The sequence below is a fragment of the Pseudarthrobacter sp. NPDC080039 genome (genome assembly GCF_040702335.1).
GTDB lineage: Bacteria > Actinomycetota > Actinomycetes > Actinomycetales > Micrococcaceae > Arthrobacter > Arthrobacter enclensis_A.
This window is the reverse complement of the sequence record NZ_JBFBKY010000004.1, coordinates 259,588-272,983: the sequence shown is the minus strand read 5'-3', so window position 1 is coordinate 272,983 and position 13,396 is coordinate 259,588. Positions and strand designations below refer to the sequence as shown.

The window sequence follows — 13,396 nt, the reverse complement described above, 5'->3', positions numbered from 1 at the left end:
GACTGCGCTGATTGCCTGTGGGTTCACAATTTACCGGCTGCCTTGAGCCGGATGTACATGTCCGCCAGCCGCGGCGGCAGCTCCTGCGGCTCGGCGTCCACCACTTCCACTCCGCAGCGCCGCAGTTCGGCGATGACCCCTGCCCGTTGAAGGAGAGCCCGTTCCGCGGCGGCGGCCCGGAACACCCCGGTGGCGTCGCTTCGCTCCCGGAGCATGGTACCCAGCTGTGGGTCACGGACGGCCGCCACCACCACCACGTGCTGGCCGGCCAGCCGCTCCGCCACGGGCAGAAGGCCCTCCTCCGGGGCCCCGCCGTCCAACGACGTCAACAGCACCACGAGTGACCGGTGCACCGAGACCGCGCGCACCTGCGCCGGAACTGCAGGCCAGTCCATTTCGATCAGCTCCGCGTTGAGGGGAGCCATGGCCTGGACCAGCCGGGCCAGGATGCTGCCCTGCCCGGCCGAGCCGGCGCGTGCCCGGGTCCTGCGGTCAAAGGCCACGAAGTCCACACGGTCGCCGCCCCGTTCTGCCAGGACTGCCACAAGGAGCGCAGCCTCGAGTCCGGTGTCCAGGCGCGTTTCGTCACCGATCCTCGCCGCGGACGTGCGGGAGGTATCCAGGACCAGTACCACCCGCCGGTCCCGTTCGGGGCGCCATGTGCGCACTACCGTGGCTGAGCGCCGGGCCGTGGCCCTCCAGTCGATGGACCGGACGTCATCGCCACGGACGTAGTCGCGCAGGGAATCGAACTCGGTACCGGCCCCGCGGATCTGGACCGCAGCCCTTCCATCGAGTTCGCGGAGTTTCCGCAGCTTTGAGGGCAGGTGCCGCCGGGAATGGAATGTCGGCAGGACGCGCACCGAGCCCGGGCATTCGATGGTCCGCTGGCGGGCAGCCAGGCCCAGCGGACCAAACGAGCGAAGAGTCACGTGGTGAGCTGCAAGGTCTCCCCGCCGGACCGGCCGGAGCCTGACCGTGAACCGTCTGCTTTCGCCCGCCGGAACGTTGATGTCCTGGACCGCGTTCTGCGCCCCGGCAGAGGGCTGCCAGCCATCGCGCAACGTTCCCCGGACCGCGCGGGCGCCCCCATTACGGAGCGTGAGCACGGCGTCCACCGCGTTGTTGAGCGTCACGTTTTCCGGTTCCGCACGGAGGGCCCCGACCCTGCGAAGGGAACCGGCGAACAGCAGGTCTACAGCCAGCAGGGCCACAAGCAATGCGCCGGTAGCCAGTACGGTAGGCCACCCCGGGAGCAGCAGCACGGGCACCAGGCCAAGCAGCACCAGTGCCACGTAACGGCCCGAGATGGCCATCAGCGGGGAACAGGAACGGAGGCCAGGATGCTGGCCAGGACGTCATCCACCCGCACCCCGTCCATCTGGGCTTCGGGCTGCAGGGCCACCCGGTGCCGAAGGCAGGGCAGCGCCAGGGCCTTGACGTCATCAGGGGTGACAAACACACGGCCAGAGAGCCACGCCCAGGACCGTGAGGTATTAAGCAGTGCGGTGGCGCCGCGCGGAGAGACACCAAGCTGGAATGAGGGCGCGGCGCGGGTTGCCCGCACCAGGTCCACGATGTATCCGATGACCTCGGGCTCCACGGCCACCTGCGTCACCGCTTTCCGTGCCCGCTCCAGGTCCTCCCCGCCGGCGACCGCGGTTACCCCCGCAGCCGTAAGGTCCCGGGGATCGAAGCCGGCGGCATGGCGGCGGACAACTTCAATCTCATCTCCCCGTTCCGGCAGCGGCATGGTGAGCTTCAGTAGGAACCTGTCCAACTGGGCCTCCGGCAGGGGATAGGTCCCTTCGTACTCCACCGGATTTTGGGTGGCCGCCACCAGGAAGGGCGCCGGCAGCCGCCGCGACACTCCGTCGACGGACACCTGGCGCTCTTCCATGGCTTCGAGGAGTGAAGCCTGGGTCTTTGGCGGGGTGCGGTTGATCTCGTCGGCCAGCAGGAGATTGGTGAAAACAGGGCCCTCCCGAAAGGTGAACTCGGACGTGCGAGAGTCGTAGACCAACGAACCGGTGACATCGCCCGGCATGAGGTCCGGGGTGAACTGCACCCTCTTCGTGTCCAGGCTCAGCGCGGCGGAGAGGGCCCGGACCAGCAGGGTCTTGGCTACGCCGGGGACGCCTTCCAGCAGCACGTGCCCCTGGGAAAGCAAGGCAATGAGGAGCCCGGTGACGGTTGCATCCTGTCCCACCACTGCCTTTGCCACCTCCCGGCGGACAGCCAGCAGCGCCTGGCGTGCCCCGTCGTCGTCCAGGGGGCTGTTGGAACCCAATGAATTCAGGACTGCCGGCCCACTGCTTTGTTCACTCATCGGTCTATGACCTCTTTCTCCAGTTTGTCCATGGCCTGGGACCAGGCCACCAGCCGCGGTTCAGTTGCGGGGCGTTCGTTGATCAGCATGCGGACCTCCGCGCTGTCCCTGCCGAGCAGCCGGGCAGCAGCGGCAATAATGTCCTCGGCGGTGGCGCCGGGGCCAAGCCTGAGCTTCACGGCCAGCCGCACCAGCAGCCCGGACCGCAGATTGTCGCGCGCTTGTCCGATGGGGCGCCCGTCCTGGTAGAGCCGTGCCCGTCCCTCTGCCGTCTCGACGGCCTTGACCACAACCGGCAACGGTTCAAAGACCAGGGGGCCGTTTCGCCGCCCCCTCCACACGATGGCCGCCAGTGCCACCACCAGCAGCCAGGGACCCAGGAACCGGGCCCAGCCAGGCGCCAGGTCGTCGAGGGTTTTCGGGGAGCCGCCCACGGCGACGTCCTCCAGTGAGGGCAGGTACCAGACGAGGTCCGGCGACGCACCGAGCATCCGGATTCCCAGCGCGGCATTTCCCAGTTCGTCCAGCTTGTCGTTGCCCAGGACCTCTGTGCTGCCCAGCACAGCCAGGCGTCCGTCGCTGCTGACGGCGAGCATTCCGGCGGTTCCTGCAGCGCGGTAGCAGGACGTCCCGCCGTCGTACACGTATCCGCCCTGGCCGGTGACTTGCCCCGCTGCCTCCGCGTCCGGCAGGGCGCATCCGGGGTCCAGGATGGGGAAGGCATCGGGGACCACGCCGGCCTGGCGAATGCCGTGGTCAAGGCCGGTGAGGGTCTCCAACCTGGGCGAGACCACCACCACACGGTGCGCGGCCGCCATCAGGGCTGCCAGTTGCGGCTCACCCAGGATGCCGTTGCGGTCATAGAGCAGCAGGGTAGGGGAGGAACTGGCCCGCAGGTCCTCCAGCGCTGTGTCAAAGCGGTTGGGGGTGTGCACCGAGACACCATGCCGGCCGAGGATTTCGGCCACGGCCTTCGCGCCACCCGGGCCCGCGTTGTGGACGGAGAGGGGAACCGAGTCACCTTTGGGCGCGAGCTGCGTGCCGACGATGAGGGCCAGCGCCGCGGCCACCGCAGCGCCGGCCGCGGCGGCGCTGCGGTGTCGCCGTAACCAGGCGGTGAAGGTGCGTCGCTTGGGGTGCGGCCCGGCGGACCGCCCCTCTTCGTCAACAGGGTGCGTGTCCGCCCCGGCAGTCCCCGTCATGGCATCGGCACGGCGCTGCCGGTGGAGGCGGCCCTCAGGGCATCCAGTGTTCCGTCAAGCGCCACCATCTCCTGGTAATCGGGGCTGTCCGCTGCCTTGTTCCCGTAACGGATGCCGTCGAAGGTTGCGGCTGCCCGGGCCAGCCGCAGGGCCTCGGCGCGGAAAGGAACGGACAGTGCCCGCGCCGCCTCATCAGCAGTCCGCCCCGCCTGGGGGTCCAGGATGGCGCGGTCCTCAGCGCTGCGGACCATGGCGCGGAATCGGTCGACGACGGCGTCCCCCCACCTCCCTGCCGAGGCCGCGGCCTCGGCGCGGTTCCGGTAGTCCGCGGCAGTCAGTGCCGTTTCCCTTGCGAAGACGTCCTGTGCCCTTCGTGCACGTGCATTCAGGCGGGGACGGGCCAGGATGACGGCGGCTGCGATGATCACGGCAATGACGAGGGCGATGACGGGGCTGGGGACCGAGGCAGCGTCGCCTCCGGAGCCGTCCAGCGACCGCAGCCAGTCCAGGAAGTTCTGCCACAGCGTGTCGAGCCAGGACGGGGCCGCGTCACGGTACTCGGGTTTGGCCAGTTCCTCCGCTGCCCAGCGACGGGCCTCTCCGGCGCCCGGAAGTACCGGAGGTTCAGCGGCCATGTGGCCATGCCCCTGGCGGCGTTACGTATCCGGGGTAAGGCGTGCTGCCGGCGGCGTGGGGTCCCCGGCCTGGGACCCCGCCAGGATCCGCCCCGGTCTCCAGTTCGCGCAGCAGTTCAATGTCCAGTCCGTCCTTGCGCATCCGCAGGTCCATGTAGAGAAGCGCCATGACGGACGTCTGGAACGCATAGCCCACTGCACCCAGCAGGGCGCCGATGACAGCGGTGATGATCCCCATGGCCACAGCCATTCCGGCATCCCGTCCGCTGCCTCCGTGCGGCGAGACCACCCCGGACAGGATTGCAGGCAGGATGCTTGCCGGGATCAGGACGACCTGGGTGATCACGCCGACCAGGATGGCAACCACCAGGCTGATGCCGAAAATCCGCCACCAGTTGCCGCGGGTCAGCTCCCAGGAGCGGCGGACGGCGGCAAAAGCACCCAGTTCTTCGATCACGACGGCGGCGGGCGCCACCACCATCTTGATTGCCACCCACAGGAACATGGCAGAGAAGGCAAGCATGAGAGGAACGACCAGCAGCGTGGCCACACCGCGGACATTGGAGAACACGAGGACGATGACCAGGAAAAACAGCATGACCGCGGCCATTGCCGCTGCGACCAGCAGTGCCGCCAGCCCGATCAGCGCGCCAATCCTTGGGCGCGCCAGTGACAGCATGCGCCGGAAACCGGTGGGCCTGTTAAGCACGGACCGGGCCACGGGAACCACCATGGCGCCCTGGAGGACAGCGGAAATGAATACGGACAGTAGGGACAGGAGGGCCAGGCCGACCATCAGCCCGATTCCGAGTGACCCTATCCCTGGGGAACCGGTGCCGGTTCTGCCGGCCGTCGCCGCCCACGACTCCACGGACCCCGATGATGTGGCGATGAATCCCGTCAACACCGCTGCGAGGATGGCCGACAGGGCCTGGGCCAGCAGGCCCGCGCCGAGAATGGCCTTGGCGTTGCGCCTGATCGCCTGGAAGGAACCGTCCAGGACTTCTCCGAACAGCAGTGGCCGCAACGGGATGATCCCGGGCTTTGGTGGAGCGACGTAGCGGGGCTGGGCCGGGAATGGGGCGCCATACTGTGGGCCGGGATACGGTGAACCGTTTTTGGGAGGGCCGCCGTAGGGGGCTCCGTTGATTTGGTGTGCCCCGTAGGCGTGACCGCCGTATGGGGTTCCCGGATATGGCGCCCCGGGGTACGGGCTGTTTGCGTGCGGAGGCTGCGGGGGTTGTTGCCCGGCGGCCGGCCCCGGCGGCCGCTGCTGCTGCCACGCCTGCTGCTCCCAGGGGCCTTGCTGCGATGCGTTTCCGCCCGGCGGCGTCCATGGCACTTCCCGCCCAGGGGTTGCGGGAGGCGGCACGTCCGGGCCGCCTCCGGCGCCATAGGCGGAGCGGGCGTCCTTGGCGCCTGCCGCCCGTTCCTGCGTGGGCTCTTCGGGCCCCGGCTGCTCTTGTGACACTGTTTCCTCCCCCAATATCTGTCCGCTTGCCCCGGCCGCCGAAAGGCGCCACCGGCACAGCGGAACATGACCCCAAGACTATAGTTCCGGCGTCGGACGGCCTAGTACCGCGCCATGCCAGAGGCCGCTCAACAGGACAAACCCATCCCGATAAGGGAATATATAGCTATGAAGGCACGCATTCTGGTGGTAGATGATGACGAAGCGCTGGCCGAGATGATTGGAATTGTCCTCCGTAATGACGGCTTCGAGCCGGTCTTTTGCGCCGACGGCGCCCAGGCCCTGGACGTTTTCCGCTCGTCGCGGCCCGACCTGGTCCTGCTCGACCTCATGCTTCCCGGTATGGACGGCATCGAGGTATGCCGGCAGATCCGCGGGGAGTCAGATGTGCCCATCGTCATGCTGACCGCCAAGTCCGATACCTCGGACGTCGTCCGCGGCCTGGAGTCCGGTGCCGACGACTACGTGCCGAAACCTTTCAAGCCTGCCGAACTGGTGGCACGCGTCCGTGCCCGCCTCCGTCCCGGCGACCAGAAGGCACCTGAAACACTCAAGATCGCAGACATCACCATCGACGTCGCGGGGCATACCGTCAGCCGGGGCAATGACCGCATCTCCCTGACCCCACTGGAATTCGACCTCCTCGTGGCGCTCGCCCGCAAGCCCTGGCAGGTCTTCACCCGTGAACTGTTGCTGGAGCAGGTATGGGGCTACCGCCATGCTGCCGATACGCGGCTGGTCAACGTCCATGTCCAGCGCCTGCGGTCCAAGATTGAGCAGGACCCGGAAGCCCCGGAAGTTGTATTGACGGTGCGTGGTGTCGGCTACAAAGCAGGGGTCTGACTCCGCTGCGCAGGACGGGGAACCGGTCCGGCGCACAACCCCGCATCCAGCGGACACCGGCCTGAACCCCGGTAGCGGGGCCCTGGATGGCGCCGAGGGGGACAGCAGCCCACAGGACGGCACCGGCCACGGAACGGGCGGTCACGGTGACGGCTTGGCCCCCGGACTGAGGCATGTTGCGTTCCGGGCAGGTATCTGGCGGCGGCGCGCCCTTATCGTGACCCTGCGCGTCGTCAGGTTGGTGCGCACCGGTGTCGTGCGGTTCCTCCCAGGGCTTCGGTACCTCGGCCGGGCCCTGCAAAAGCGCTGGCGCCGTTCGCTGCAGTTCCGGACAGTCCTGACCACCCTGATGCTCGCAGTGACCTCATTCGCCGTCGTTGGCGCCTACCTGTCCAACCAGATTGCCAACAACCTCTTCCAGGAGCGGCTCACCCAGGCGGAGTCGGAGACCCGTTACAACGTCAAGCAGGTGCAGGACACGTTTGACGGCGCCCAGGTCACCGACCAGTCCAGCGTCATTACCCTGGTTTCAGACACGCTAAGCGCCGTGGAAGGCAGGGGCTCCGTAATCCAGAGACGCTATGTCTTCGAAGCGATGCCCAACCAGACCAAGCCGCGAAACCGCTGGGTGGAATCCCGCGCCTCCGACCAACTGACCGTAAGCGTCATCCCGGCCGACCTGCGGAAGGCGGTCCAGGAATCGGGCAAGGACCAGTACTGGGCATCCACCGTTATCCCGGTGGGGACAGAGGACCGGCCGGGAATCGCGGTCGGGAACAAGGTGACGTTCAACGGCACCGTTTACGAGCTTTACCTGATCTACGATCTCAACACCGCACAGCAAACCCTCAACGAAATCCAAAGTGTCCTCTGGGCCGGTGGTGCCGTGCTGGTCCTCCTGATCGGTGCCGTGGCCTGGTACGTCACCCGGAACGTGGTCAGCCCGGTCAGCCACGCTGCGATGGTGTCCGAGAAGCTGGCAGCCGGGCAGCTTCAGGAGCGCATGGTGGTCCGGGGCGAGGACGAAGTGGCACGCCTGGGAGCTTCCTTCAACCACATGGCGGCCAGCCTGCAGGAACAAATCACCCAGCTGGCAACGCTCTCGCAGATGCAGCAGCGCTTCGTCTCCGATGTCTCGCACGAGCTGCGGACACCGCTCACCACAGTCCGCATGGCAGCAGAAGTCCTGTACGACGCACGTGACGATTTCGACCCGATCAACAAGCGGTCCGCAGAACTGCTCTACAACCAGGTGGAGCGGTTCCAGTCTTTGCTCTCCGACCTCCTGGAGATCAGCCGCTTCGATGCCGGCGTTGCGGTGCTGGACGCTGAGCCCGAGGACCTGCTCCAGGTGATCGCCCATGTCATTGAGGGCGCGGCACCCGTTGCTGCCGAGTATGGTTCGGAGATCCTCTACACCGCTCCCGAGGGTTCCATGATCGTGGAAATGGACGCCCGGCGGATCGACAGGATTCTGCGGAACCTGATCCTGAACGCTGTGGAGCACGGTGAGGGCAAGCCGGTGACCGTCACGGTTGCCGCCAACGAGACTGCCGTGGCCGTCGCGGTCCGGGACCATGGGATCGGGCTGGACCAGGCCCAGGCTGCCCGCGTCTTCGACAGGTTCTGGCGGGCAGATCCTGCGCGTGCCCGGACGACGGGCGGCAGCGGCCTGGGCCTGTCGATTGCCATGGAAGACACCAAGCTGCACCACGGCTGGCTGCAGGCCTGGGGAAGGAAAGGCGATGGGGCCAACTTCCGCCTGACGCTCCCGCTGCGCCAGGAGGACGGGATCTCCGAGCCGCCCCTGCAACTGGAACCCAAAGACGTCACCACCCCGGGAGCACCGGGCAGTATCCCGGCGGAAGAGGGCAACAGAAACATGCTGGTGCTGCAGGCCGGGGGAGCCACTCCCGCTCCGCCGCAGGCGTCCGAGGAGACACCATGAGGGCCACACGGCGCCGCGCCAGGTATCTTGCGGGACTGCTCGCGCTGCTGGCCGTCCTACTCTCTGGCTGTGCCCGCATTCCCACTTCCGGGCCGGTAGGGAAAAGCAGCGAAAGCAGCGCCGGCAACGTCAGTGCTCCAGTGTTCCTTCCGGCGGCGCCGCAGCCGGGCGCGTCGCCTGAGACCATCATCGACTACTTTTACCGCGCGGGCAGCGGCTACGAAGACGACTACGCGGTGGCCCGCCAGTACCTGACGCAGGCATCGGCCGTGTCCTGGAAGCCTGACAAGCGCGCCCTGGTGTACCGCGAGGCACGCGTCGTTCCCACGGGCACGGAAAACGTCTTCAATTATGAGCTGGACGTCTCCTACACCGTGGACGCCGACGGCATCGCCACCCAGTCGCCCCCGGGAACCGTCGAACGAATTCCCGTGACTGTGACCCAGGTGGACGGGGAGTGGCGGATATCCGCCATCCCGGACGGAACCGCCATCGCTGAGGAAACATTCAAGGTCATCTACGGTGCCTACCCCATCTACTTTTACGATCCCACGTTCACCTACGCCATACCCGATGTCCGCTGGTTCCTGAAGAACAAGACCGTCAAAGCCATGACCAGCGCGCTGCTGGCCGGCCCGGCTCCCTATCTGCGCGGCGCCGTCGCCAGTGCCTTCCCCTCCGGTATCAAACTCGCCAGGGAATCCGTGCCCGTTGTCTCCGGTGCGGCCCAGGTGGACCTCACGGCAAAGGAACTGACCGAGACCTCTGCCGAGGACCGGCTGCGCATGCAGATGCAGCTGACCCTGACGTTCCGCAGCCAGCCCGACGTCGTCAACGTGGAGTTGAGGGCCAACCAGGACCTGGTCAGGGTTGAGGACAACGGATCTGTTCTTCCCCCCGTGCTGGACAAGACGGTGCCGTCGCGCCAAATAGCCATCAGCGGCAACGAACTGGTCCGCTACGAAAACAACCGTGTCTCGCCGTTGCCGGACATGCAGTCGGTGTCCGCGCTCAATCCCCGGTACCCTGCGGAATCGCCTGTGTCGCAGGCCGCGGCTTTCCTCAATGACGGCAGGACCACCCTGTACAGCATCAGCCCGGGCCAGCCTGCCCGGGCCCTGACCACCCGCAGCACCCTCAGCCGGCCCTCCTTCAGCGTCAACGACTGGGTGTGGACGGCGGGCCCCGGCGCTACCGGTGCCACCGAAGTGGTGTCGTTCCATCCCACCGGCGTGGCGGAGGGCGCAGCCGTTCCGTCCGTCACCCTGGCACCTTCCTGGCTTGCGGGCCGCACGGTGAAGGAGTTCCGCGTGTCACGTGATGGCGTGCGCGCCCTGGTGATTTCGGAACAGGACGGAAAGTCCAAAGTGCAGGTAACGGGCATAATCCGGGCCGGAGACGGCACACCGCGTGAGCTGACCGCTCCCATCACCCTGGTTGCCGACGGCGATCCTGACCAAGGGGTCTGGGTGAACGGCACTACTGTTGCCGTCATGAAAGCCGCGGCGGGTTCCAACGTCACGCCGGAGCTGTTGTCCTTCACCTCAGGGCAGCCGCAACAGCTCGCGCCCTGGCCCGGCCTGGTTGCCATCAGCGGCGGAAACGGCACCGACGACATCTATGTGCAGTCCGGGGAAGGGATCTTCCAACGCCTCGGCAACGGCTGGTCGCCGCAGATCAAGGGCCCGCTCGACCCGGCGTTCGCAGGCTGAGCTTCGGGGCACTGGAGCAGCCTGCGTACGTGTGATGCGTCATCGTCCTTCCAGGCGGGGTTTTCCACATGGCTGCCCCCGGGCAGGCCGGTAGCCTGGCGTCTGCTCGATAGTGGGACCATGAAGACCAAATTGCGCAGACGCGGTTCCACCGGTGGCGGGTACCGAGGGATCCGTTAGTGGATCCAGACCTTGCACCGGTACCCCCCGTGGCACTGCACCGGGCTGAACAGACGGCGGCATCCCTGCGCATTCTCGAGTGGCTGGCCGGCGCCGCGGACGACCTCCTTGCCTTGGCGGTCCCGGCGGACTGCGTCTGCTGCGGGGCGGAAGACCGCACGCTTTGCCCGTCCTGCGCCAGCCGCATCCGCCAGCTGGCCAGGAACCCTTTCCGTGCAGAAAGCGGGGCTCCTGCCCTCATGGACGTTGCCGGGGCAGTGCTGCTGCCCGTGGTGGCAGCGGGTGTGTACCGCGACGAGCTGGCACAGGCACTGCTGTCTTTCAAACGGCACGGACAGCATCAGCTTGGCTCAAGCCTTGGCCGTGTATTGGCCTCAGCAGTCAGGTCGGCTGCTCCCGCGGGTCACGGAGTCCTGCTGGTCCCCGTCCCCACCAGCACAGCGGCCTACGTCAGCAGGGGCTTCAGCCCTGTCCACCTGCTATTGAAGGTGGCCGCGCGGCAGCTCCCGGGTTTCAATGTTGCGGATGCCCTGGGCAAGATTTCCGTTTCCGGTCATGGGCTGCCCGGCGGGCACAACGGGCCGGCCGGCCAAAAGGGCCTGGGGAGGGGAGCGCGCTCACAGCGGGTCCGGGGGTCCATGAAGGTCAAACCGAGGGCCCGGACAGAGGTCGCAGGGCGGCCCTGCCTCATCATCGACGATGTCCTGACCACCGGTGCGACTCTTGGCGAAGCTGCCCGTGCGCTTCACCGCGAAGGTGCCCTGGTAAGGGGCGCCGTCGTGCTTGCGGCGACACGCCCGCCCGATGCCACTGCCCGTGACGCCGCAGACGCGGGAGTGCGCGGTGACCACCACGTCTCAGAAAAAAATAAACCGGGAAAGGATGAATAACGGGTGGCTATGAACTAACGTCTGAGGTGGGTACCAAGAACAGAATGTACCTTTCGATGGCGGCTCGGAGAGGGGCTCGACTGTCAGGCAGCCCGGCCCAAGGAAGCGCCGCCGTCGTGTCACCGAAGTCATTTGGAGGGCACCATGGAGTTTATGATCAGCGGACGAAATCTGACGGTTTCAGACCGGTTCCGCGAGTACGCCGGGGAAAAGATCGCGAAAATCGAATCCCTGGGTGACAAGATCCAGCGGGTGGACGCAAAAGTTTCCAAGGAGACCAATACGCGGCAAACCGGCGACCAGTTGACCGTTGAGGTTACCGTCCTGGGCCGTGGTCCCGTAATCCGTGCCGAAGCGAGCGCCGCAGACAAGTTTGCCGCCTTTGACCTCGCCTACAACAAACTGCTTGAGCGGCTCAGGCGGGCCAAGGACCGCAAGAAGGTCCACCACGGCCGCCACACCCCAAAGGCTGTCCGCGAAGCAACCGCTTCCCTTGAACCAGCCAGCGCCCACGAGCCGCTGTACCTTGAGGCCAACCGGTGGAGTGAAACCGGGCAGCCGCCGGAGGAAAAGTCCCCTTACGACGTCGAAAATGACATCCCGGCCGGTAACTCGCCGGTGCTGATCCGCCGTAAGGTTTTTCCCGCTGCTTCCATGACACTCGACGATGCTGTAGACAACATGGAGCTCGTCGGCCACGACTTCTATCTCTTCATGGACAAGGCAACCAACACGCCGTCGGTGGTGTACCGTCGCCGCGGCTGGACCTACGGAGTCATCACCCTGGACCACGAATGTGAGCCGGGAGACACCGTCGTGGAGGAAAAGGTCTTGGCCTACCGCTCCGATGACGCTCCCGCCAACGCTTAGAGTTGACCAGCCACCGCCAGAGAGGTCTGAATGCCGGCAATGCTGAGCCTTGACCAGGCACGGCGGATCGCGCTGGCGGCGCAGGGACTCCATAAAGAACGGCCCACCGGCCCCGTCACTGCACGGACGGTGGGCCGTACTTTTGCCCGTCTTCAACTCGTCCAGATCGATTCCGTCAACGTTTTAGTCCGCAGCCATTTCCTGCCCTTCTACTCACGTTTGGGCGACTACGATCGCGACATCCTGCACCGCATGTCCGCCAGCCACCCGCGCCGCATGCTTGAGTACTGGGCGCACGAAGCGAGCTATATCCGGCCGGAGCACTACCAGGACCTGCTTCCGTGGCAGAAGAGACCGTGGGTGGGCGCCTCCCGGCTGGACCCCGGACTCCGGGAGGATGTGGCGGACAGGATCCTGGCGGTCCTCGCCCGTTCCCGGCCCCTGACCGCTTCAGAACTCACCGCACGCATTGGCCACGTCGAGGATAAACAAGTGGCCAACTGGGGATGGAACTGGAACGCCGTGAAACGGGTATTGGAACACCTCTTTGAAGAAGGAGTGGTCTCTGCCGCATCCAGGACCGGGCAATTCGAACGCAGGTACACACTGGCCTCGAAAGTCCTTCCAGCCCACGCCCTTCCCGGGGAGCAAGCGGACCCCACGGCAGCACTCCAGCGGTTGACCGATGCTGCCGCCCGCGCGCACGGGATCGGAAGCGTCCGCTGTTTCGCCGACTATTTCCGGACGCCGGTCAAGGCAACGGCACTGGCCGTTGAGCACCTGGTGAGGCAGGGAAGTCTCGAACCTGTCGAGGTCGCCGGCTGGGGCCGGACGCTCTTCCGGCACACGGATGCGGTACTGCCGAGGCGTGCCACCGGACGCGCCTTGCTAAGCCCGTTCGACTCCCTGGTCTTTGAGCGCCGCCGGCTGTGGGAACTGTTCGGCTTCCACTACCGGATCGAAATTTACACACCGGAGCCCAAACGGCGCTTTGGGTACTATGTCCTGCCCTTTCTGCTGCGTGACAGGATCGTGGCCAGGGTGGACCTCAAAGCGGACCGGGCAGGGGGACGGCTGCTGGTCAGGTCAGCCTTCGCCGAGCCGGATGCGCCGGCGGATACCGCCGTCGAACTCGCCGTCGAGCTGAAGCTGATGGCGCGATGGCTTGGACTGCCCGGGGTGGATGTGGGCCACGCAGGGGATCTCGCAGCGGTGCTGGCGCATGAGGTGGCACGTTTGTAGGGAGTATCCGCTCTCAGGGAAAAGGGGCTCCGCCTCCGTGTCTCTCCCGTAGACTGAACACGCCAGAATTCGGC

At 66.5% G+C, this 13,396-nt stretch carries 11 protein-coding genes; 6 read left to right on the top strand and 5 right to left on the bottom strand.

The window, feature by feature from the left end:
* Positions 1 to 23: 23 nt before the first annotated feature.
* Genes AB0313_RS07090 through AB0313_RS07070 form a run of 5 tightly spaced genes read right to left on the bottom strand, consistent with a single transcriptional unit; the run spans position 24 to position 5,637 of the window.
* A complete protein-coding gene (locus AB0313_RS07090) occupies positions 24 to 1,316 on the bottom strand; it encodes a DUF58 domain-containing protein (protein WP_366304517.1) in 1,293 nt (430 codons plus the stop codon).
* A complete protein-coding gene (locus AB0313_RS07085) occupies positions 1,316 to 2,329 on the bottom strand; it encodes a MoxR family ATPase (protein WP_366304515.1) in 1,014 nt (337 codons plus the stop codon). Before AB0313_RS07085 ends, AB0313_RS07090 begins: the two co-directional genes overlap by 1 nt.
* Complete coding sequence (locus tag AB0313_RS07080; RefSeq protein WP_366304513.1) at positions 2,326 to 3,531, bottom strand: DUF4350 domain-containing protein; 1,206 nt, start codon at positions 3,529 to 3,531, stop codon at positions 2,326 to 2,328. Before AB0313_RS07080 ends, AB0313_RS07085 begins: the two co-directional genes overlap by 4 nt.
* The gene (locus AB0313_RS07075) at positions 3,528 to 4,166 is read right to left on the bottom strand and encodes a DUF4129 domain-containing protein (protein WP_366304511.1); all 639 of its coding nucleotides are present in this window, start codon (positions 4,164 to 4,166) and stop codon (positions 3,528 to 3,530) included. Before AB0313_RS07075 ends, AB0313_RS07080 begins: the two co-directional genes overlap by 4 nt.
* The gene (locus tag AB0313_RS07070) at positions 4,156 to 5,637 is read right to left on the bottom strand and encodes a hypothetical protein (protein WP_366304509.1); all 1,482 of its coding nucleotides are present in this window, start codon (positions 5,635 to 5,637) and stop codon (positions 4,156 to 4,158) included. Before AB0313_RS07070 ends, AB0313_RS07075 begins: the two co-directional genes overlap by 11 nt.
* 168 nt (positions 5,638 to 5,805) lie before the next feature.
* Between AB0313_RS07070 and mtrA the strand changes: the two genes are divergently transcribed.
* The 6 genes from mtrA to AB0313_RS07040 all read left to right on the top strand — a co-directional run bounded on the left by mtrA (position 5,806) and on the right by AB0313_RS07040 (position 13,322).
* Positions 5,806 to 6,480 carry an MtrAB system response regulator MtrA gene (mtrA, locus tag AB0313_RS07065; RefSeq protein ID WP_141942272.1) on the top strand — a complete coding sequence of 225 codons (675 nt, stop codon included), beginning with the start codon at positions 5,806 to 5,808 and terminating at the stop codon, positions 6,478 to 6,480.
* Entirely contained in the window at positions 6,452 to 8,428 is a 1,977-nt protein-coding gene (gene mtrB / locus AB0313_RS07060; RefSeq protein WP_307306761.1) for an MtrAB system histidine kinase MtrB, read from the top strand. Before mtrA ends, mtrB begins: the two co-directional genes overlap by 29 nt.
* Positions 8,425 to 10,140, top strand: a complete 1,716-nt coding sequence (locus AB0313_RS07055; protein ID WP_307306763.1) for an LpqB family beta-propeller domain-containing protein — start codon at positions 8,425 to 8,427, stop codon at positions 10,138 to 10,140. The genes mtrB and AB0313_RS07055 overlap by 4 nt, the downstream gene beginning before the upstream one ends.
* Positions 10,141 to 10,319: 179 nt before the next feature.
* The gene (locus AB0313_RS07050) at positions 10,320 to 11,210 is read left to right on the top strand and encodes a phosphoribosyltransferase family protein (protein ID WP_366304506.1); all 891 of its coding nucleotides are present in this window, start codon (positions 10,320 to 10,322) and stop codon (positions 11,208 to 11,210) included.
* Positions 11,211 to 11,354: 144 nt separating this feature from the next.
* Entirely contained in the window at positions 11,355 to 12,080 is a 726-nt protein-coding gene (raiA, locus tag AB0313_RS07045; protein WP_141942267.1) for a ribosome-associated translation inhibitor RaiA, read from the top strand.
* Positions 12,081 to 12,110: 30 nt separating this feature from the next.
* A complete protein-coding gene (locus AB0313_RS07040; RefSeq protein ID WP_366304503.1) occupies positions 12,111 to 13,322 on the top strand; it encodes a crosslink repair DNA glycosylase YcaQ family protein in 1,212 nt (403 codons plus the stop codon).
* Positions 13,323 to 13,396: the final 74 nt, after the last annotated feature.